17 protein-coding genes, 1 tRNA gene and 1 riboswitch are annotated in these 18,619 nt (G+C 39.5%); of the genes, 8 read left to right on the forward strand and 10 right to left on the reverse strand.

From position 1 onward, the window contains the following. The first annotated feature begins 15 nt into the window (after window positions 1-15). Together HNP77_RS05115 and HNP77_RS05120 are read left to right on the forward strand one after the other, a co-directional pair. Window positions 16-555, forward strand: coding sequence for a hypothetical protein (locus HNP77_RS05115; RefSeq protein WP_184652099.1), 540 nt, complete (start codon window positions 16-18; stop codon window positions 553-555). A gap of 2 nt (window positions 556-557) precedes the next feature. Beyond that, window positions 558-1,034 (forward strand): DUF192 domain-containing protein, encoded by a 477-nt coding sequence (locus HNP77_RS05120; RefSeq protein ID WP_184652100.1) that lies wholly within the window; start codon window positions 558-560, stop codon window positions 1,032-1,034. 26 nt (window positions 1,035-1,060) lie between these two features. Here the strand turns inward: HNP77_RS05120 and HNP77_RS05125 are convergent, their stop codons facing one another. Beyond that, entirely contained in the window at window positions 1,061-2,215 is a 1,155-nt protein-coding gene (locus HNP77_RS05125; protein WP_184652101.1) for a tetratricopeptide repeat protein, read from the reverse strand. 102 nt (window positions 2,216-2,317) lie between these two features. Then, window positions 2,318-3,337 carry a PilZ domain-containing protein gene (locus tag HNP77_RS05130; RefSeq protein ID WP_184652102.1) on the reverse strand — a complete coding sequence of 340 codons (1,020 nt, stop codon included), beginning with the start codon at window positions 3,335-3,337 and terminating at the stop codon, window positions 2,318-2,320. Window positions 3,338-3,442: 105 nt separating this feature from the next. On the opposite strand from HNP77_RS05130, the gene HNP77_RS05135 reads away from it, so the two are divergent. Then, window positions 3,443-4,102, forward strand: a complete 660-nt coding sequence (locus HNP77_RS05135) for an HAD-IA family hydrolase (RefSeq protein ID WP_184652103.1) — start codon at window positions 3,443-3,445, stop codon at window positions 4,100-4,102. Window positions 4,103-4,207: 105 nt separating this feature from the next. On the opposite strand, the gene HNP77_RS05140 is transcribed toward HNP77_RS05135, so the two are convergent. The 5 genes from HNP77_RS05140 to HNP77_RS05160 form a co-directional block, all read right to left on the reverse strand. Further along, entirely contained in the window at window positions 4,208-5,662 is a 1,455-nt protein-coding gene (locus HNP77_RS05140; protein ID WP_184652104.1) for an alanine/glycine:cation symporter family protein, read from the reverse strand. Between the two features lie 80 nt (window positions 5,663-5,742). Beyond that, window positions 5,743-5,834, reverse strand: a riboswitch (glycine riboswitch). 99 nt (window positions 5,835-5,933) lie between these two features. After that, window positions 5,934-6,005 (reverse strand) — tRNA-Val (locus HNP77_RS05145). Between the two features lie 147 nt (window positions 6,006-6,152). Then, window positions 6,153-7,511 (reverse strand): NADP-specific glutamate dehydrogenase, encoded by a 1,359-nt coding sequence (gene gdhA, locus HNP77_RS05150; RefSeq protein WP_184652105.1) that lies wholly within the window; start codon window positions 7,509-7,511, stop codon window positions 6,153-6,155. Window positions 7,512-7,644: 133 nt separating this feature from the next. Then, complete coding sequence (locus HNP77_RS05155; RefSeq protein WP_184652106.1) at window positions 7,645-8,547, reverse strand: DMT family transporter; 903 nt, start codon at window positions 8,545-8,547, stop codon at window positions 7,645-7,647. 8 nt (window positions 8,548-8,555) lie between these two features. After that, complete coding sequence (locus HNP77_RS05160; RefSeq protein ID WP_184652107.1) at window positions 8,556-8,762, reverse strand: SlyX family protein; 207 nt, start codon at window positions 8,760-8,762, stop codon at window positions 8,556-8,558. Between the two features lie 133 nt (window positions 8,763-8,895). Between HNP77_RS05160 and HNP77_RS05165 the strand changes: the two genes are divergently transcribed. Together HNP77_RS05165 and HNP77_RS05170 are read left to right on the forward strand one after the other, a co-directional pair. After that, window positions 8,896-10,395: a P83/100 family protein gene (locus HNP77_RS05165; RefSeq protein ID WP_184652108.1), complete on the forward strand. Its 1,500-nt coding sequence runs from the start codon at window positions 8,896-8,898 to the stop codon at window positions 10,393-10,395. An 80-nt stretch (window positions 10,396-10,475) separates the two neighbouring features. After that, window positions 10,476-11,594, forward strand: a complete 1,119-nt coding sequence (locus tag HNP77_RS05170) for an aldo/keto reductase (RefSeq protein ID WP_184652109.1) — start codon at window positions 10,476-10,478, stop codon at window positions 11,592-11,594. A gap of 139 nt (window positions 11,595-11,733) precedes the next feature. Here HNP77_RS05170 and HNP77_RS05175 read toward each other — a convergent pair whose 3' ends face one another. The 3 genes from HNP77_RS05175 to HNP77_RS05185 all read right to left on the reverse strand — a co-directional run bounded on the left by HNP77_RS05175 (window position 11,734) and on the right by HNP77_RS05185 (window position 15,485). Continuing rightward, window positions 11,734-13,224, reverse strand: a complete 1,491-nt coding sequence (locus HNP77_RS05175) for an acyl-CoA carboxylase subunit beta (protein WP_184652110.1) — start codon at window positions 13,222-13,224, stop codon at window positions 11,734-11,736. A 90-nt stretch (window positions 13,225-13,314) separates the two neighbouring features. Continuing rightward, complete coding sequence (lgt, locus tag HNP77_RS05180; RefSeq protein ID WP_184652111.1) at window positions 13,315-14,343, reverse strand: prolipoprotein diacylglyceryl transferase; 1,029 nt, start codon at window positions 14,341-14,343, stop codon at window positions 13,315-13,317. Beyond that, window positions 14,340-15,485: a P-loop NTPase gene (locus HNP77_RS05185; RefSeq protein ID WP_184652112.1), complete on the reverse strand. Its 1,146-nt coding sequence runs from the start codon at window positions 15,483-15,485 to the stop codon at window positions 14,340-14,342. The genes lgt and HNP77_RS05185 overlap by 4 nt, the downstream gene beginning before the upstream one ends. Before the next feature lie 106 nt (window positions 15,486-15,591). On the opposite strand from HNP77_RS05185, the gene HNP77_RS05190 reads away from it, so the two are divergent. Genes HNP77_RS05190 through HNP77_RS05200 form a run of 3 tightly spaced genes read left to right on the forward strand, consistent with a single transcriptional unit; the run spans window position 15,592 to window position 18,610 of the window. After that, window positions 15,592-17,052: a S41 family peptidase gene (locus HNP77_RS05190; protein ID WP_184652113.1), complete on the forward strand. Its 1,461-nt coding sequence runs from the start codon at window positions 15,592-15,594 to the stop codon at window positions 17,050-17,052. Continuing rightward, the gene (locus tag HNP77_RS05195) at window positions 17,049-17,888 is read left to right on the forward strand and encodes an RsmE family RNA methyltransferase (RefSeq protein ID WP_184652114.1); all 840 of its coding nucleotides are present in this window, start codon (window positions 17,049-17,051) and stop codon (window positions 17,886-17,888) included. The genes HNP77_RS05190 and HNP77_RS05195 overlap by 4 nt, the downstream gene beginning before the upstream one ends. After that, window positions 17,870-18,610: a WecB/TagA/CpsF family glycosyltransferase gene (locus HNP77_RS05200; protein WP_184652115.1), complete on the forward strand. Its 741-nt coding sequence runs from the start codon at window positions 17,870-17,872 to the stop codon at window positions 18,608-18,610. Before HNP77_RS05195 ends, HNP77_RS05200 begins: the two co-directional genes overlap by 19 nt. Window positions 18,611-18,619 lie beyond the last annotated feature (9 nt).

Here is an 18,619-nt window from a genome sequence, read left to right on the forward strand (position 1 = left end):
GGGGCGCATCCTGCCATGAAAAAATTCATATTTTTGTTTTTTACATTTTTATGTACATCACTTGCATTCAGTGAAGAATCCCTGCCTTCAGGATACAGAAACATAAAACTTGGCATGACGCTGGATGAAGTAAAAGATGCCTTAAAGAAAGATTATCAATTCGGCTACAGAGGTGAACGGGATGTATCCCTTATGCCGGACCATCAGAAAATACTTATAGAAACAGACACTTCAAGAACTGCACCTTCTTCCTTTCTGGATAAATGCTGGTTTCAGTTTTATGAAGATAAGCTTTATATAATAACAATAAATGTTAAACCGACCCGCATGGATCATTATTCAATCTTTTCTACACTGTCAAAGAAATATGGCAATCCTGGAAATATCAATCCGCAGAAATCTGAATGGTCAAACGATTCGGTAATAATGACTTTAGAAAGACCCTTGACCCTTAAATATACAGATAAAAAAGTTTACGAAAAGCTGATGGAAGAATCTCTTGTACAGAATACTGCGCAGGAAATGTCAGCCCAGGCTTTTCTTGAAGGACTCTGATAATGAAAAATACTGTTCGCGCAAAATTTATTGCAGTAATTCTTACTGCAGTTTTTCTTATACCTGCAGTTACAAGCTGTGAGAACTCAAAAAAAAAGTTTAACCTTCCTGTAGCAGACGTTGTCATTCAGAAAGCCGACGGTTCTACACTTACCGTAAAAGCAGAGCTTGCCATAAAGGAAGAAGAAAGAAACTACGGCTTTATGAACCGTAAAGAAATTCCTGACGGAACAGGAATGCTTTTTATTTTCGAAAACGAAGAAAAACGCAATTTCTGGATGAAAAATACTCCGCATCCGCTGAGTATTGCATATATTGATGCCGGCGGTGTAATAGCTGATATTCTTGATATGAAACCCTATTCCCTTGCAAGAGTAACAAGCTCCCGTTCGGTAAAATACGCTCTTGAAGTTCCACAGGGATGGTTTACAAAAAACGGCATCCGTGAAAAGGATACCGTTATAATTCCTGAATACTAATATCTGATAACATTATCTGTTTTTTTTCAGACTTCCCTCTCCATCTGCTCAAGCTGCATTTTTGCAATCTTGTCATTCGGATCTATTTCAAGCACTGTCATAAAGAACTTGCGTGCCTTCTCTTCTTCTCCGGTTTTTAAGCAGAGGAATCCCAGATTACTTATGATTTTTGTGTTGTCTGCATCAATTGCAAGGGCATCATACAGAGTTTTCTTGGCTTCTTCGATCTGTCCTGTTTCCATATAACAGATTGCAAGTTCATTAAGCGTGTCGGCATTTTCATCACCACCCTCACACTCTCTTGCTTTAAGGAATGCCTGCTTTGCATCTTCAAAACGTTCAAGGCGCCTTAAACCCCAGCCAAGCATAAACCACGCATTCCATACAGCAGGATTGCTCTGAAGGAATTTCCTGATTTCATCAAGTCCTTCTTCTTCCTTACCTGTATTTATAAGTTCATATGCCTTATGGAAACTGTCATCCCCAAGATTTCTGTTGGAGATTTTGTCTATAAGTTCCTGCGCACGTTCCCGCTTATAAATTCCATTGTCACCTAATTCATCATCTTTTAAATCTGATGTAAGTGCCATATAGCTTTCGAAACAGTTTTTTGCTTCACTGAAGTTCTGCTGTTTAAGATAGAAAAATCCTGCATTGAAAAAAGCATCCGGCAGTTCAGGATCACTGTCCATTGCATCGTGATAATAAACGCCTGCTGTTGAATCATAGGCATCTGCATCTTCAATAAGCCCGGCTTTTCTGTAAGAATCAGCCTTCTGATCAAAAAACAAAGCCATATTAAGAGTAATTGCCCTGTCTTCCGGATCAAGACCATGTAATGCCATCCATATTTCTTCAGCAAGATCCCAGTCTTCATTCTTAGTCTTAAGGATTCCTGCTTCACCAAGTTCTTTTTTTATCCCCGGACGAACTTCATTAATGAACGAACGGTAATAATCAAGATTTTCGTTCTGACGGTCATAGGCAAGTACAGTAAGAATACCTGACAGAATCTGTTCCTGAGTAATATTCTTTACATCAAGCTTATCACTGTCATCGCCATCCTTTTTTTGAACAGGAATAGGTATATTCTTATCGATTTTTAAATTCTTACACGAAAATGAAAAATCTTCCGGAAGTTTTACAAAAAAAATTGACTCTAATGGATTACTGCCGTTCATTAACTTTCCTTATGATGAGATAAAAATAATACTCCCTGAAAAAAATCGAGAGTAAAATTACATCTAAAACATACCAAAAACTAATATCGTTAGTAAAGATGTTTATTCTGACTTTGGAGCTGCTTCAGGAGAAGGAGTCTGTGGAGTTTCTGCCGGTGCTGCCTGAGCAGGTGCCTCTGCAGCCGGTTGAGCAGCAGGTGCTGCCTGTGGAGCCGGTTGAACTGCCTGAGCAGGTGCTGCCTGACCAGCCTGAGCCTGCTGAAGGGCGGCCTGTACAGATACAACAGGCTTTTCACCTTCAAACTGAACACCGTTATCTTCTTTACGGACAGTAGAAAGATAATTATTTATACGAAGTTTATATGCAAGAGAAACAGAAGCTTCTGCAAACCGAATTGTAGCAATGGCAAGTTCCTTGCGGTTTTCTATCGGATTTGCAGCAACAATAGTTCCATCAAGACTTATAATCTCATGAGGATCTTCAAATTCAACCTTTATGGTAATGTTCTTTCCTTTAAGGAACTGAGCAATTCCCATAACGATTACTCCACAACCTCCAAATGAAAGATTATGAAGAATACAATTACGCTGAATTGTATCTATGGTTAAATTTACTTCCTTTTTTGTAAGATTAAGTTTACGGGAACTTTCCGGTGTAATTACGATTTTTTCGTCCTTACGCCTTACAGAACCTACGTTTGCATCCAGAAGACGTCCTACCATAAGAATAAGGTCATCCGGCGGACGCTGCGTAAAGCGGATAGTAACAATAGCCAGATCATTACTGTTCATGTAAGGCTGAATATTCTGAACCTTTCCGGATATGAAAAAACTCATTAACTGTCCGTCCTGCTTGTAAAAACAGAAACGAACGCTTACCGGTGGTATATCCTTTTTTACTAACTGCTGAAATGCCCCGCCTTTTGTTCCTACAATAATACGAGCAATATTAAAAGATGTTGAATTTAAAATACAAGGCCACTGAGAACCTTCACTTTTTATGGCGATCTGTCTTGGATCCATTGCCAATGTGTGAATAATATCCTTAGTAAAGGTCAGTTCCGTGTCTTTATAATCATTGTAGAGTCTGTTCGTAATCTGACTTGTTATAACTGCTGGCATTATGTTCTTAATTATAATCCAAACCTTCCCTTTTGTCATCCTTTCGCAACATATAGATTGGCTAAAATTATTGATTATAATTCTACAATTTGTCATTATTCAGCCATGAATAACTTTGATACAGTACTTTTTGACTTTGACGGAACCCTTTTTAATACTTCTCCCGGTGTCTTTGACTCTTTTGATGAGGTTGTAAGGCATTACGGGCTTAATGTTGACAGAAACATCTACAATAAAATGATCGGACCGCCATTAAAATTCAGTTTCGTTCATTATCTTGGGCTTCCAGAAAGTGAAATTCCTTCTGCAATTGATGTTTACCGAGAATACTATACAAAAAGCGAGGGAATGTTTAACTGTACGGTATATCCAGGCGTAATTGAACTTATTGAAAAACTGCGTAATAACGGAAAAACCATCTGCGTTGCCACAAGCAAGCCGGAAGATTTTGCAAAGGCAATTCTCAAACGTAATAAAATGCTGGAACTGTTTGACTTTACAGGCGGCAGCGACATGGAAGAAAAATACCGGGTAGAAAAAGTTGATGTCGTTAAATATGTCCTCAAAAGTATGAATCTTGAAAATAAAAAAGACCAGGTCCTTATGATTGGAGACCGGCTCTACGATGTTAACGGAGCCCACAGTGCCGGATTAAAATGCATGGGAATTCTCTGGGGCTTTGGTTCAAGAAAAGAATTTGAAGAATGCGGTGCTGACTATGTTTGCGAAACAACAGACGATGTATTTAATTTTTTATGTAAATAAAATGTATCTTTAATAAAAACACCCCTCCGGCTGAACTTGATTTGAAGTGCACTTCAATTTTCTGTCCAGTCTGAGGGGTATTCTTTTTTTATGCCAGACTATTAATTACTGGTTTTCTGACTGCAGTGTCGGGTACTTCTGGAAATAAGCTTTTGTTGCTTTTGAAACAACTCCGCTTAATACTATCAATGAGATACAGTTAGGAATTGCCATGAGACCGTTTGCAATATCAGCAATGTCCCATACCTGACTTACTGTGAGATACGGACCGATAAATACGGCACAGATATAAACAATTCTATAGAATTTTACGATGCCCATCTTACCGTTTGTAAGATATTCAATACAGCGTTCTGAATAATAATCCCATCCAAGAATTGTTGTAAATGCAAAGAATACAAGACAAATCATAAGAAGGAACTGTACGCTCTTTCCGTCTCCGCCAAGTACATTATTGAATGCAGCAGAAGTAATTGCTACTCCTTCAAGTCCTTCAGGAATTCCTGCTGAATTACCTGTAAAGAATGCGATTACAATTGCAAGACCTGTCATTGTACAAATGATGATTGTATCAATGAATGTTCCCGTCATGCTTACAAGTCCCTGAGCTACAGGTTCTTTTACGTCAGCAGTAGATGCAGCAATTGGGGCAGAACCAAGACCAGCTTCGTTTGAGAAAATTCCGCGGGCAACACCTTTCTGCATGGCTTCTCTTATCGTCCATCCTACAGCACCGCCGGCAACAGCCTTAAGTCCGATTGCAGACTTAAAGATTACTTTGAAAGCCTGAGGAATATATGTTGCATTCATAATAATTACTGAAAGTCCGAGGAAAACATATATAATTGCCATAAAAGGAACAACTACAGATGCTACTTTAGAGATTCTCTTAAGACCGCCGATAATTACAAGTGCTGCAAAAAGAGTTACCAGGAGACCTGCAATAACAACTGACCATGAATAGCTGTTGGAGCCGATTTCAAATGCAATCTTTGCTTCCGTAGGGTCAAAAGCATTCTTTACAGCAGAAGTAATTCCATGAACCTGTGTAATTGTACCGATTCCAAGAAGTCCTGCCATAATTCCGAATACTGCAAACAGAACTGCAAGCCACTTCCAGCTGAATCCTGTAAGTTCTTTCATTCCCTTTTCAATAGTATAGAAAGGTCCGCCAAGAATATGACCATCCTCTTTCTTTTCGCGATAGAGAACAGCGAGCATACATTCAGCATATTTAGTTGCAATACCCACAAGAGCTGCAACCCACATCCAGAACAAAGCACCTGGACCTCCGGCTGCAATAGCTGTTGCAACACCAACGATGTTTCCTGTTCCGATTGTTGCAGAAAGAGCAGTACACAATGCACCGAAAGATGAAACTTCACCATGTCCGGAATCTGATTTTCTAAAAATAGATTTCAATGCACGTCCAAGTTTTGTAAACTGCATTCCCCTCATTCTGACAGTCAGAAGAATTCCTGTTGCCAGAATCAAAATAATTGTAGGAAGCCCCCAGACTACATCGTCTATGAGCTTAAGAATTGAAGTGAACTTTTCCATAAGACAAGTCCTTTAAAAAAAATTAGAGCCGGGATTCATCTTTTAATGAAATCCGGCTCTCCAAAGAGGTGGAAGGAACTTTTTAACACTCCGTCCTTTGTGCCTGAGATATCAGTCTTTCTGACCTTAACCCTTCGGCGTCACATAATGTGATCTCTCCAGAGAGCAGCATACTGACAACGCAGTATTACAGCATGAAAAAAGTTTAGCATAAAATAATTTTTTATTTCAATGTAGAAATCGGAAATAAAAAATATCAGGACTCAACATATGGTCGATGTTAGGATTGAACTAACGACTTCCACCATGTCAAGGTGGCACTCTCCCACTGAGTTAATCGACCGGATTTTTATGCCCAAATAATATTGGAGCTGAGTTTTATGGTCAACCGTTTTTAAATAAAAACAGCCGCCATTTGAATTGCACTTTTACAGTACACTTCAACAGACGGCTGCTTTACTTTTAATATGATACTACCTTAAGGTTCTTATCAAACAAGACCCTGTGCAATCATTGCATTTGCAACTTTTACAAAACCAGCAATGTTTGCTCCGGCAACGTAGTTTACAAAGTTACCGTCTTTTGCACCAAACTTAACTGCTGTATTGTATGCATTGTCATGAATGTTGATCATGATGTTATGAAGCTTTTCATCAACTTCTTCAGAAGACCATGAAAGGCGTTCTGAGTTCTGGCTCATTTCAAGACCAGATGTTGCTACACCACCTGCGTTAGAAGCTTTTCCTGGAGCATAAAGGATTTTTGCAGCAAGGAACTTGTTAACAGCATCGATGTTTGAAGGCATGTTTGCACCTTCTGCAACAAGTTTTACACCGTTATCAAGAAGTTTCTGAGCATCTTCACCAAGAAGTTCGTTCTGTGTTGCACATGGGAATGCACAGTCACATTTTACTTCCCAAACTTTCTTTCCTTCAAAATATTTTGCTGAAGGGAACTGCTTAGCATATTCAGAAATGCGGCCGCGGCGAACACCTTTAAGTTCTTTAACCCAGTCAAGTTTTTCCTGAGTAATTCCATCTGGATCATAAATGTATCCGTTTGAATCAGAAAGTGTAACAACTTTAGCACCAAGCTGAAGAAGTTTCTGTGCTGCATAAGTAGCAACGTTTCCTGAACCAGAAACAACACATGTCTTACCCTGGAAGTTGTCTCCAACTTTCTTAAGCATTTCCTGTGCAAAGTAAATAAGTCCGTAACCTGTAGCTTCTGTACGGATCAAAGAACCACCGAATGTAAGTCCTTTTCCTGTAAGAACACCAGTGTATTCATCACGGATTCTCTTGTACTGGCCGAAAAGATAACCGATTTCACGTCCACCAACGTTCTTGTCACCTGCAGGAACGTCTGTATCAGGACCAATATGACGATAAAGTTCTGTCATAAATGACTGGCAGAATCTCATAACTTCTTTATCAGATTTTCCGTGAGGATCAAAGTCTGAACCACCTTTACCGCCTCCCATAGGAAGTGTTGTAAGAGAGTTCTTGAGAACCTGTTCAAATCCAAGGAACTTCAAAACTGAAAGGTTTACTTCTTTAGAAAAGCGCAGACCTCCTTTGTAAGGTCCGATTGCACTGTTATACTGTACGCGGAAACCACGGTTTACGTGATAATTACCTGCATCATCCATCCAAGGTACTCTGAACTGAATAACGCGCTCTGGTTCTACAAGGCGTTCAAGAATTGCATTTGGCTCAAGTTCCGGCATCTGATCTACAACTGGATCAAGTGTTGTCAAAACTTCTTCTACAGCCTGAAGAAACTCTGGTTCGTTCGGGTTCTTTGCTTTTACTTCTTCCCAAACACGATTTACGTATGCGTTTTTCATAATTTGTAACTCCTAGTTTCAGTTGTGATTCTCACGGTGAAACTTTCTTCAGTTTAATAAAAATTATTAAATACGTAAGGGAAAATTGTAAATTTCGGAAATAATTTCATTGTAAATTTCGGCAGTCAGAGAATTATTCAGCCTGATTTTTAGAAGTCTGACCTGCAGCTGCCTTACGGTTATACAGAAAATTCAATACAGCCATCATGATGATTATTACATAGCCTGTAATGCTCATCCAGTCAGGTATCATTCCGAAAAAAATAAATCCCATGGCTGCAGAAAAAATTATCTGTGAATAATCGTAAACCGAAATTTCACGGGCAGGTGCGTAATAATATGCTGCCGTAATTCCAAACTGCCCGCCGGCTGCACATATTCCGGTACAAATAAGCATTGTCAGCTGATATAAAGAAAGCGGTTCCCAGTGAAAAATAAGATATGGTACAGAAAGCAAAGTTGAAAAAGCAGAAAAGAAAACTACAATCAGTTTTCCGTTGCACTTCATCGAGCTGAGTTTTCTTACACAGGAATAGGCAAGTCCCGCACCTGCTCCACCGGCAAAACCGACTAAAGTAGGAAGCATTGCAGAAAAATCAAATCCCGGTTTTACGACAAGAAGCGCTCCCATAAATGCACCCGTAATTGCAAGAAGAGGAACAGGCCGTATCTTTTCTTTCAATAAAATAATGCTGAATAACACTGCAAAAAAAGGAGACATCTTGTTTAAGATTGCAGCATCAGAAAGAACAAGATGATCTACAGCATAAAAATTTCCGAAGATTCCCACAGAACCAGCTGCGGATCTGATTAATAAAAATGGAATGAATGCCCTGCGTATTTTTATAGATTCAATTCCGCTGGTTTCTGCATCTCTTATTAAAAGTACCAGTGCAATTATAAAAGCAACACTGTTTCTGAAAAAAGCTTTTTCAATAAAGTAAACATCACCTGCAAGCCTGACAAAAAGTGCCATGGCTGCAAAAGAGAATGCTGAAAGTATTATGCAGATTATTCCTTTAGTTGTATTTGTCATTTTAAATATCAATAATGCGGAGGACGGCGGTTCGGTACGTCAGCATTTTCTAAGAGCTCTTTATAACGGTCTGCAAGAATCTGATTTTCTTTTCTTAAAATTTCTATCTGCCTTGACTGCTCTACTGTTTCCGTCTGAAGTTTTTCTACAAAATCTTCCATATAAGCGAGTTTTGTTTCAAGCGCAATGAATCTTTCTTCTGTTTCTGCGTCCATGCCCTGCATATTATACTTTTGTAAGAAATAAATCAAAAGAAAAATACTATTTCTATTTTTGAAATTTCCCTTCCTTAAATAGAGATTTACATTTATAAAAAATGTGCCGATAATCATAAAAACCGGAGTATATATGAAAAAACTTACACTCACTTTAATATTTGTTTTTGCATCAGCCTTTGCTTCTTTTGCACAGGAAGAATCTCAGGATCTCTCTGCAATTTCCATAAACAGAAGTGAACTTGAAAACACGGCAGAACAGGCAGTTCAGTTTGAAAACTTCGGAGGCCCCTATGCCATTATAGAAACTGCTGCTGCCATTAAAGGAATCGGAGAAAACTTAGGACGCATTGTTGCCCGGGATATTTTTTCGCAGGGAGTAATTGAACCGCTGGCAAAATACACCCTCATACATGCAGTGAATCCAAATGATACGGAAAAACTTTCTGCAGACATTCTTGTTCTTAATGAAAATGCAGGCGTTGACCATATAAACAACCTCAGAAGAATTTTAAGCGGCTACCTTGAACAGGCCTACGGATATTCTGAAGAGGAATCAGCAACACTTTCTGTATTCATCACTGTATACAATGCAGTATACCGTGGCAACATGAATAACTTTACGGAAAAATACAATGACGTGGTACTTCAGTATCTTTCTCCGGAAAAAGCAGGTTTAAGTACAAACTGGGAAGAATGGAAAGGAAACTCTCAGATTGTAATTCCCCTGGGAACGCTTTCGGAAACTGTTTCTTCAGTTGATACTACTACAATAAGCGATGACAATGTAATTGAAGCACTGCGCACGACTGAAGACAAAGGCATTGAAGACAGAGAACAGCTTACGGAAATAAAACAGAAGGAAGCTGCTGCTGCCAGTGAAAATGCAAAACAGTCTCAGAAAGAAGCCGCACAGCAAAAAAAAGACGGGAACAAAGAACAGGCTCAGGCTTCAGCTCAAAAATCTTCTGAGCAGCAGAAAATTGCTGACCGCAAGACAGAAGAAATAAAAAAAGAAAAAGCTGAGATTGAAAAAGATAAAAAAGAACTTGCAGCAGAAGTTCCTGCAGATTATCTGACCGGACTTTTTATCTCTGATGAAAAAAAAGGATTCTACCAGCTTGTAACAGTAGATTCTTCAACAGGCAAAATCATCCGTAAATCTCCTGTATCACAAATCAGAAGCAAAGCTGTTTATATAGTAGACAGTGTTACAATAACAAATCTTGAAAATGAGGTAAAAACATATCCGCAGCTTTACATGGCAGTGTGCGGTACAAACGACAAACATTCCGCCGTACGACTCTGTCTTATTGATACAGAAAAACTTGAACTTCAGAAACAGAGCGAAGAAATTCTTTCGGAAAGTGCAGAACTCATTTTAACGAGAGCAGGATTCATCACTGTCGTTCAGGATGGAAAAAATTACCGCATTGCCCTTTATGATAAAAATCTTTCTGTTACTGCAAGAAGTCAGGAAACTGTAAAAGAAAAGACTCCGCTTAACATGACGCAAAAGGGACTGCTTGTAACTGCAGAAAACGGTTCACCACTGCTGCTGGATCCAAAAACCCTTTCATCCCTCTGGAACAAAGGAAACACAAATGTTCATAACGCAGGAAATGAAAAATAAAAACCATGTCGGAAATCTAAAACTTTTTTTAAGCTGACTGAATACTAACCGGGGCTGTATTTATTAAAAGAGGAGAATACATGGAAAATAAATTTTTTTCTGAAGTAAAAAACAACTTTGGCTTTGGATGCATGCGCCTTCCCATGAGAAAAGACGGAGAAGTAGATACACAGGAATTCTGCAAAATGGCAGATGCGTTTATTGCACAGGGCTTTAATTATTTTGATACGGCCCACGGTTATATAAGCGGTAAAAGTGAACTGGCCATAAAGGAATGTGTCTCTAAACGATTTAAAAGGGACAGCTTCATTCTTACTGATAAACTTACCGAACCATATTTTAAAACCCAGGATGACATCAAACCATTTTTCTACAGTCAGCTTGAAGCCTGCGGGGTTGAATACTTTGACTTTTATCTTGCCCATGCACTCACACAGGAAGTTTATCCGAAATTTGTAAAATGCAATGCCTTCAAAGTTCTTGGGGAACTTAAAGCTGAAGGTAAAATCCGCCATGTAGGTTTTTCTTTTCATGACAGCCCGGAACTTCTGGAAAAAATCTTAAAGGAAAATCCTGAAGTAGAAGTTGTACAGCTTCAGATAAATTACGTTGACTTTGAGGATTCCGGTGTACAGGGAAAACGCTGCTACGAAATTTGCGAAAAATATAATAAGCCTGTCATTGTAATGGAACCTGTAAAAGGCGGCGGTCTTGTAAATCTTCCTGACTCAGCAAAGAAAATTTTTGACAGTCTTAACGGAGGAAGCTATGCAAGTTATGCAATAAGATTTGCAGCATCGTTCCCGAAAATTTTTATGGTACTCTCCGGAATGGGCAGCATGGAAATGATGAACGACAACCTGAGCTTCATGAAAGACTTCAAGCCTCTTTCTGATGCTGAATTCGAAGCCGTATGGAAAGTCCGTGATATTCTCAATGGCATGGGAGGAATTCCATGTACCGCATGCCGTTACTGCACTGATGGCTGTCCTAAAAAAATTCTTATTCCAGATTTGTTCTCTGATTACAATGCAAAGACAGTTTTTAACGACTGGAACAGCGGAATGTATTACGGAATACATACAACATCAAACGGCAAAGCTTCTGACTGCATAAAATGCGGAAAATGTGAAAAAGCCTGCCCGCAGCACCTGCAGATTAGAGAACTGCTTAAAAAAGTAAGTAAAGTATTTGAATAGAACAATAAAGTTACTGTTTCATTCACAGCAGCAACGATAAAAAAAAGCCGCCGGTTCTTTCTGAAGTGCTTGAAGTGTACTTCACTTCAGACTTCAATAAGTGCCGGCGGCTTTCTTGTTCCCTGTAATCTGAAATTAATTACAGAGGAATATTTCCATGTTTCTTCAAAGGTTTATCCATAGATGTCTTTTCAAGAAGAATGTCAAAACTCTTTGCAATGTACTTGCGTGTATCAGCAGGCTGAATAACTTCACTGATGTAACCGCGTTTTGCAGCAATTGTCGGTGTCATGATTTCCTGTTCATATTGAGCCTTCTTTATTGCAACTTCCTGAGCACGATTTGGATCAGCCATTTCTTTTGCATAAAGAATACCAACAGCACCTTCAGCACCCATAACAGCAATTTCTGATGCCGGCCATGCATAAACAAAATCAGCACCGATGTGTTTTGAACACATTGCGATATAAGCACCACCATATGCCTTACGGGTAATTACAGTTACCTTTGGAACCGTACTTTCTGAATAAGCATAAATAACTTTTGCACCGTGACGGATGATACCTTTCTGCTCTTCCTGTGGTCCAGGAATAAATCCAGGAACATCAACAAAAGTAAGAAGCGGAATATTGTAAGCATCGCAGTAACGTACATGACGTGCAATTTTATCTGAAGCATCACAGTCAAGAACTCCACCCATTCCGGCAGGATTATTGGCAACGATACCTACAGAACGGCCTTCAATCTTTGCAAAACCTGTTACACAGTTAATTGCAAATTCAGCTGAAGTTTCAAAGAATGAATCATCATCTGTTACATCATTAATGATTTCACGGATATCGTATCCCTTGCGTGTATTTTCAGGAAGAACTGTTTCAATATGCTTTGCCTTTTTCTTTTCATCGAAATGGAATTTGGCAGCCTGAACAATTTCATCCCCGTAATAATGAGGAATATAATCAAGAAGCTTGCGTACGCTTTCGTAGCAGGAATTTTCATTTTCACAGCGGAAGTGTGCAACTCCAGATTTCTTTGAATGAATTGAAGCACCGCCAAGATCTTCAGCAGTAATGTCCATAAACATAACGGACTTAACTACTTTAGGACCTGTAATAAAAAGCTGGGAAATCTTATCAACAGCAAAAATAAAGTCTGTAATTCCTGGTGAATAAACTGCACCGCCGGCACATGGACCTGCAATAATTGAAATCTGTGGAACAGAACCGGATGCGCGTACATTCTGATAGAAAAGGTCACCGTAACCGCAAAGTGCGTCTACACCTTCCTGAATGCGGGCTCCACCCGAATCATTGATTCCGATGACCGGACAGCGGGCCTGTATTGCTTTATCGATAAGCTCAGCAATTTTCTTTCCGTGCATAAGTCCAAGAGAACCACCCTGTACGGTAAAATCCTGAGCATAAACAGCTACTCTTCTTCCGTTGATTTTTCCAAAACCAGTAATTACACCGTCGTACGGAATGTCTTTTGTTTCCATACCGAAACTTGTGCAGTTATGACGAACGCCTGAATAGATTTCAGTAAATGTGTCTTTATCGCAAAGAGCATTGATGCGCTCAATTGCATGAAGCTTGCCTTTTGCATGCTGCTTCTCAACATTGTATTCCATGTTTTCCTCCAGGAATTGATAGTTGAAAAAATCATACAAAAAGGCTCAATAAGTGTCAATGACACTTTTTAAATATTTGTCATTTTAAATTCAATGTTTTAAATTTGTTTTACGTTTACTAAGGCGCCACAAAACAAACATAAGAATAAGCCCGCCTGTAATCATACCGAAACACAGAATCTGTCCTGTAGAAATATTAAGCAGGGAGGTATTCCTGTAAAGTTCCGCAGCCCCGGACTTTGAGTCAGGCCCGATTCTGTAACCAAGATTTGCTCCTGAATCAGGATTACGGAAATATTCAATTACAAAACGAACGCAGCCGTACAAAATCGTGTACATGGCACCTAAAAAACCATCAAAAGGCTTTTTCTTCCTGAGAAGCCAGAGGACTCCCCATACAAAAAGTCCTTCAAAGAAAGCTTCGTAAAGCTGACTCGGATGACGCGGAAGATTAACAAACCTTTCTCCTGCCTTTACCATAACACCGCAGGCTTCTGCCATTTCCTGAACCCATTCATTATGATAGTCAAGGTGTTCTGCCGTAGGGAACATTATACCCCATGGCATCGAAGTAACACGGCCATACAGTTCTCCATTAAGGAAGTTTCCAAGACGACCGAAAGTATATCCCAGAGGAATGGCAACGCACATTGCATCTATCCATTTCCACAGAGGCTTTTTCTTTCTGAGGCACCAGACAATCATACCGATAAGACCGCCGATGAATCCGCCGTGGTAACTCATTCCTGCAAGGCCTGTAAATTTTCCTTCAGAATCAAACGGCCAGAAAATAAGCCACGGTTTGTGAACATAATCTACGGAAGAAGGATCCTCCGGATTGTAAGAACTATATACAAGGGTAGAGAAAATTCTTGCACCTAACAGAAGAAATACAATTCCGCAGAAAATAAAACTGAAAAGATCATCATCTGTTGCCTTATAATCTGCTGTATCAAGAGCACCCTCTTTTTTCTGCCTGCGTAAAACAATAAATGCCGTGCCGAATGCAAAGATATACATAAGTCCATACCAGCGCAGCATGCTTAAACCCGGCACGCCAGGAAAAATCTCAGGTTTTATCCATGACGGATAATTCAAAAATAACGGTGAAAAATTCATACTTTAAATCCCATACGAGCTGCATCAAGCAGTTTTTTCTTTAACAGTGTGTTTTCATTTCTCAGCTGAGTAATCTCATACTGCTGCTGTCTCAGAGTTTCTGCCAGTTCTCCGGCTGTTAATGCACCTGTTCCTGCAAGTTCTTCCACATAAGCCATTTTCTGACCGAAATCATCACCGGCTTCTTCTGCAGCAATATCAAAAGAAATATCTGATGCTTCCGTAAGGTCATATTCATCATCAAACGACCTTGCTTCCGACTGCATTATCTTTTCTGCAATTCTGTAAACCGCCTGACTTAAAATTGACTGCGGTTTATAAACAACAACAGGAAGCCTTGAAGAAAGTGCCTTGTCCTGCATTGTATCCCGATAAATGACACCAAGATGTTCCAGATCCAGTCCCAGATACTGCTGGCATGAACGCCGTATTTTCTGAGCACGCTCCGCATCTTTAGGATCATCAATCATGTTAAGCACAAGCCGCGGCCTGAATTCTGCCATGCGCTTTTTAAAAAGTTCCGTACTTTCAGGATCTTTTTCGGAAAGAATCTCTATAAGCTTCGGAATATAAAGTCTCTGAAGGGAAGCAGTATCTTTTTTCAGTGTTTCCAGATATTCATAAGCTTTAGAATTTTTCTTAAAAGTATTGTACATCATGCGGAATACAATATTTTTAAGGAACAGATAACCGTTAAGCGTTGCCGTTACCGTAGGTGCCGTAACAACAATTCCCTGTGGAGAAAGAAGGAACATATCAAGAATGGTAAGATGTGTTCCTGCACCAAGATCAAGAATAAGGTAATCGTAATCTGTTTTTGTAAAACTCTTTATGAGTTCATTTTTCTGAGAAACTTTAAGGGATGTCAGCCCCGGTATTTCGGAATCTCCGGCTATAAACCATACGTTTTCATAATCCGTCGGCATTACAATGTCTTCAAACTTTGTCTGGCCTGTAAGAAAAGTTCCTATTCCGTTTTTTGGAGATTGCTGACCTATTACTAAATGAAGATTGGACGCACCAAGATCCAGGTCTACAAGGAGAACTTTTTTCCCAGCCTGACCTAAAGTAATGGCAAGATTTGCACTTAAAAGACTCTTACCTACACCGCCCTTTCCGCTTGCTATTGGAATTATCTGCATGTTTCCATTATATCACAGTATCCGGACAAATTTAAAGCAATGAAGACCCATTAATAAGAAAAGATTAGTTGAAAACGCAACCTTTTTTGCATAAAATATCAATATTATGAAAAAGAAAATTTTATTACTTACAGCATCCGTTGCAGTCTGTGCTTTCTTTGCAGTGCAGTGTTATTCACAGAGTCTTCGCCGCTCAAGCACATCTGAATCCGATAAACAGTATACAGAAATATTAGACCAGGTTTTTGCCTACGTTCAGCAGAATTATGTTGAGGAAGTTGATCCTGAAGTTCTATATCAGGGAGCCCTTAAGGGAATGCTTGAAAGCCTGGAAGATCCTTATTCAGTTTACATGGACAAGTCTGAATGGAGAAGCCTTACCGATACCACTATGGGAAACTTCGGAGGAGTAGGACTTTCCATTACAAAACCGGCTGAATCAACTCCAGAAAAACCGGCTTATGTAGAAGTTGCATCTCCGATTGACAATTCTCCGGGATTTAAGGCCGGAATTCAGTCCGGTGACCTTATCATTAAAATAGAAGGCGTGGACACTTCTACAATTTCCATGGATGAAGTCCTTAACATGCTTCGGGGAACTGTAGGAGAAAGCGTAACTGTAACTATCCGCAGAGGTAAAACCCTGGAATTCGACAAAACCCTTGTAAGGGCAGTTATTGAGAATCCTACGGTAAAATACGGCATGATCGGAAAAACCGGTTACATTGCCTTAAGCGAATTCTCCACAAATACGGCAAAACGTTTTGATGAAGCAATCGAATCCTTCAGGAAAGAAGGTTATACAGCACTGATAATCGACCTGCGCAACAATGGCGGCGGACTTTTAAGTACAGCAGTTGCCCTTGCAGATAAATTCATGGAAAAAGGAATTATTGTTTCTACAAAAAGCCGCATCGCCTACGAAAATTCCGTTTACTATGCAAGCCGTGCCAAAACTACTGTAAAAGACATTCCTGTAGTCGTTCTTATTAACAGAGCCAGTGCCAGTGCTTCAGAAATTTTAAGCGGTGCCCTTAAAGATTCTAAGAAAGCAATCCTTATCGGAGAAAATACTTACGGAAAGGGAAGCGTTCAGGTTCCGGCAGGGCTTTTGAACAATGACGGATTTAAAATTACAGTTGCCCGCTATTATTCACCTAGTGATGCAAACATCGATAAAATCGGAATTGCACCGGACGTTGAAGTTAAGTACTACGAATTCACGGAAGATGAAGAAAAAGCTTACACAGAACTTGTAAAAGCTGAAATCATTCCTGAATACGCAGAAAACCATCCGGACATGACGGAAAGCGATATTGCAGCTTATGCAGATACTCTTAAAGCAAAATATAACGTACCTGTTCAGTATATCCGCAAACTTATCCGTAATGAACTTGACCGTAAAAAGTCATCAAGACTTTATGACCTTGATTTCGACGTTCAGCTAAATGCCGCACTGGATATTTTAAAAGATAAAAAGCGTTATGATGAAATTCTGTCAAAGAGCAGAACTCTTAAACAGATAGAAACAGAAAAAAACTCAGAAGAAACAAAAAAAGCTGAATGAGACAGTTCATAGCAGAAACGGAACTTGATTCAAAAGGATGCCTCTATGTAACCGGAAAAAAATTCCGGTACCTGTCTTCTGTTTTACGATGCCGCGGGGGAGACATGATTGACGTACGTCTTCCCGACGGTTCCCTTCAGCCCATGACAGTTGCATTCATCAACACGGATGAAAAAAAAATAACCCTTCAGGTTGCAGGAACAAACGTTACTTCAAAAAATAACTTTCATGCAAAAGCAGAATCCTGCCTCACTTCAAAAACGGAATTCTGGCTTTTTATGTTTGCGGCAAAACCGCCTAAAATGGAACTCATAATAAGACAGGCTGTTGAATGCGGAGTAGCTGCCATCGTTCCTGTCGAAGGAGAATTCTGTCAAAAAAGCTGCATCGAATCTGCAATAAAGAAATCTTCACCGTCAGACGACAGATGGCAGCGGATTATAACGGAAGCAAGGCAGCAGAGCGGAAGTCCAGTTGAGACAAAAATTTATCCCTGTATGAAACTTCAAAAGGCACTGGAACTGTGGCAGACTCACGTAAAAGAAAAATGCCCTTCAGAAAAAAACAGTCTCGCCATTGTTTTGTACGAACAGACGGCAGGAACAAAAACTCTTCATGAGTGTGCTGCAAATGCCGAAAATATAACAGCAGCCTGTGTTGTTTCAGGTGCTGAAGGCGGAATTACCCCCGATGAAATTGCACTGATGCAAGACAGCGGTTTTATTCCCGTACATTGCCGGACAAACATTTTAAGATGTGAAACGGCAGCACTTTACGGGACAGCCGCATTACAAACCGTTCTTCTGGAGAAAGAGTTATGGCAGTCGAAAGAATAAACTTACTTGGTGTCGGCATTGACATCTGTAAACCTGAAGACATGGAAAAAACAATTCTTGATCTTCTGGACAAGCAGGGACCTAAGCAGATTGTTTTCTTAAATATCTGGGACTTTCTTAAAGCACGGGGTAAAAGCCAGTATGCAGAATGCGTAAGAAATGCAGATCTGGTTATTCCGATTTCCAAAAGCATTTTAGGCGGTGCAAAATTCCTTAAAAAAACAGTTCCTGTAAGATATAATCCTTTTAATGCCCTCATAAACATTCTTTCAATTCTGGAAAATCATTATAAATCCGTCTATTTTTTAGGCGGAAGAAAAAAGACTGTAATGACGGCAGAAAAAAACGTCCGCAGTACTTTTAAGAACCTGCAGATTGTAGGCAGATGTGTCGGTTACTATCATAAGTCAATTGAAGAAGATGTAGTTCAGGCAATTTACAAGGCATGCCCGTCTCTTGTTCTTATGAGTGAAGGTATAAAAGAAAAAGACTGCTGGTCCTATTCAAGGCGGGACAGACTCAACTCAAGTATTTTTCTTTTTTACAATGACGCAATCGGTATTTTCAGTGACCGCAAAAAACGCATAAGTGAAAAAACCTTCGAGCATGGAACAGAATTTTTACATGAATTGGCAAAAAAACCTCTTAAAATAGTATTAATATTTCCGTTCTTCTACTATATAATCCGCCTGGTTTGGGAAAAAATATTTAAAAAAGGTTGATTTAAAATT

Origin of the sequence: Treponema rectale (assembly GCF_014202035.1) — a bacterium.
In the GTDB taxonomy this organism is placed as follows: Bacteria; Spirochaetota; Spirochaetia; order Treponematales; family Treponemataceae; genus Treponema_D; species Treponema_D rectale.

What these genes read in the sequence shown, in the direction of transcription:
- HNP77_RS05165 (WP_184652108.1), top strand. Translation starts at nt 8,896, where the DNA reads ATGAAAAAACTTACACTCACTTTAATATTTGTTTTTGCATCAGCCTTT.
- HNP77_RS05125 (WP_184652101.1), bottom strand. Translation starts at nt 2,215, where the DNA reads ATGAACGGCAGTAATCCATTAGAGTCAATTTTTTTTGTAAAACTTCCG.
- HNP77_RS05185 (WP_184652112.1), bottom strand. Translation starts at nt 15,485, where the DNA reads ATGCAGATAATTCCAATAGCAAGCGGAAAGGGCGGTGTAGGTAAGAGT.
- HNP77_RS05170 (WP_184652109.1), top strand. Translation starts at nt 10,476, where the DNA reads ATGGAAAATAAATTTTTTTCTGAAGTAAAAAACAACTTTGGCTTTGGA.
- HNP77_RS05200 (WP_184652115.1), top strand. Translation starts at nt 17,870, where the DNA reads ATGGCAGTCGAAAGAATAAACTTACTTGGTGTCGGCATTGACATCTGT.
- lgt (WP_184652111.1), bottom strand. Translation starts at nt 14,343, where the DNA reads ATGAATTTTTCACCGTTATTTTTGAATTATCCGTCATGGATAAAACCT.
- HNP77_RS05135 (WP_184652103.1), top strand. Translation starts at nt 3,443, where the DNA reads ATGAATAACTTTGATACAGTACTTTTTGACTTTGACGGAACCCTTTTT.
- HNP77_RS05120 (WP_184652100.1), top strand. Translation starts at nt 558, where the DNA reads ATGAAAAATACTGTTCGCGCAAAATTTATTGCAGTAATTCTTACTGCA.
- HNP77_RS05130 (WP_184652102.1), bottom strand. Translation starts at nt 3,337, where the DNA reads ATGCCAGCAGTTATAACAAGTCAGATTACGAACAGACTCTACAATGAT.
- HNP77_RS05160 (WP_184652107.1), bottom strand. Translation starts at nt 8,762, where the DNA reads ATGGACGCAGAAACAGAAGAAAGATTCATTGCGCTTGAAACAAAACTC.
- HNP77_RS05115 (WP_184652099.1), top strand. Translation starts at nt 16, where the DNA reads ATGAAAAAATTCATATTTTTGTTTTTTACATTTTTATGTACATCACTT.
- HNP77_RS05155 (WP_184652106.1), bottom strand. Translation starts at nt 8,547, where the DNA reads ATGACAAATACAACTAAAGGAATAATCTGCATAATACTTTCAGCATTC.
- HNP77_RS05195 (WP_184652114.1), top strand. Translation starts at nt 17,049, where the DNA reads ATGAGACAGTTCATAGCAGAAACGGAACTTGATTCAAAAGGATGCCTC.
- gdhA (WP_184652105.1), bottom strand. Translation starts at nt 7,511, where the DNA reads ATGAAAAACGCATACGTAAATCGTGTTTGGGAAGAAGTAAAAGCAAAG.
- HNP77_RS05175 (WP_184652110.1), bottom strand. Translation starts at nt 13,224, where the DNA reads ATGGAATACAATGTTGAGAAGCAGCATGCAAAAGGCAAGCTTCATGCA.
- HNP77_RS05140 (WP_184652104.1), bottom strand. Translation starts at nt 5,662, where the DNA reads ATGGAAAAGTTCACTTCAATTCTTAAGCTCATAGACGATGTAGTCTGG.
- HNP77_RS05190 (WP_184652113.1), top strand. Translation starts at nt 15,592, where the DNA reads ATGAAAAAGAAAATTTTATTACTTACAGCATCCGTTGCAGTCTGTGCT.